This window comes from Burkholderia sp. DN3021 (genome assembly GCF_049805555.1).
In the GTDB taxonomy this organism is placed as follows: domain Bacteria; phylum Pseudomonadota; class Gammaproteobacteria; order Burkholderiales; family Burkholderiaceae; genus Burkholderia; species Burkholderia pyrrocinia_C.
In genome coordinates this window covers 1-1,037 of sequence record NZ_JBNCAB010000241.1, presented here as the reverse complement: position 1 = coordinate 1,037, position 1,037 = coordinate 1, and the positions used below count along the sequence as shown (strand labels likewise).

Here is a 1,037-nt window from a genome sequence, read left to right as displayed (position 1 = left end):
CTTCATCAATCTGATTCCCATTACATCTGATGGGAATCAGATTGCCGGTGCCGCGCCCTCATGAACAGACGGTACGTGTCGAGCGCTTACACTCGATAGTCAATTGGCCCAGACCAAGGCCATTGAAAAAAAGGCCGCACTGGCCACTTTCAAGGAACAGGTCGCCCAGTACGGCATCACCCAGCAGGAAGTGTTGTCGGCGCTGGGCTACCTGCAGGCGAAATCGAAGCGCGCGGCGGCGAAGTTCTACGATCCGTCGTCAGGCCGCAGCTGGTCCGGTCGCGGCCCGCGGCCGAAGTGGCTGGAAGGAAAGGATCTCAACGACTATGCGATCGACCGCGCGCCCCAGACATGGTGGCCAGGCGAAGACGCATGATGCCAGCACGCACGCCCGGCAGCGTTCGCACATAAGGCGAGGGTAGCCATCGCTGCCGCCCCGCTCGCCCACGGACTTGCCGCCATCGTAGCCAACCCCGGCGCGCGGAGCTACCGCGCTGCCGTCACGCCGACGGCTTGAGCCGTGCGTGGTACTTGGCCGCCTCGCGGCGCAGCCGCGTCTCCTCCGGCGACACATAGATCGACGCCGTGCCGAGCGACGCGTGCCCGAGCGTGCGTTGCACGACCTCGAGCGCGACGCCGGCCGCCAGCATCTGCGTGCCGACCGTGTGCCGGAACGCGTGCGGCGATGTCGACGTCAGCTTGCGGCGCTCCGCCTCGGACAGATCCGTCATCACCTCGAGCAGCTGCGCGATCGCCCACTGCGTGAGTCCGCGCGCGCCGCGCACCGAGTAGCCGCCCGGCTTCGTCGGCTTCCCTTCCCTGTCGGCATCGACCTCGACGCCGAATTTCGCGCGCGCCCGCGGCGTTGGCGGCAGGATCAGCGGCGCAACCAGCGGGCCCGCCGCGTCGGCCGCGTCGAAGTCCAGGCCGCGATCGCGCCAGTGCACGCGCAACGCGTCGACGCACTCGTCGCTGATCGGCACGAAGCGTTGCTTGTTGCCCTTGCCGATCACCTCGAGCAGCCAGCTCGCCGGCGT

General features: G+C 67.6%; 2 protein-coding genes. One reads left to right on the top strand and one right to left on the bottom strand.

Annotation, left to right across the window (positions count from 1 at the left end; translation table 11 throughout):
• The first annotated feature begins 103 nt into the window (after positions 1 to 103).
• The gene (locus ACPUER_RS36850; RefSeq protein WP_425133590.1) at positions 104 to 376 is read left to right on the top strand and encodes an H-NS family nucleoid-associated regulatory protein; all 273 of its coding nucleotides are present in this window, start codon (positions 104 to 106) and stop codon (positions 374 to 376) included.
• Positions 377 to 500: 124 nt separating this feature from the next.
• Here the strand turns inward: ACPUER_RS36850 and ACPUER_RS36845 are convergent.
• A partial coding sequence (locus ACPUER_RS36845; RefSeq protein WP_425133589.1) for a tyrosine-type recombinase/integrase occupies positions 501 to 1,037 on the bottom strand: 537 nt, incomplete at its 5' end.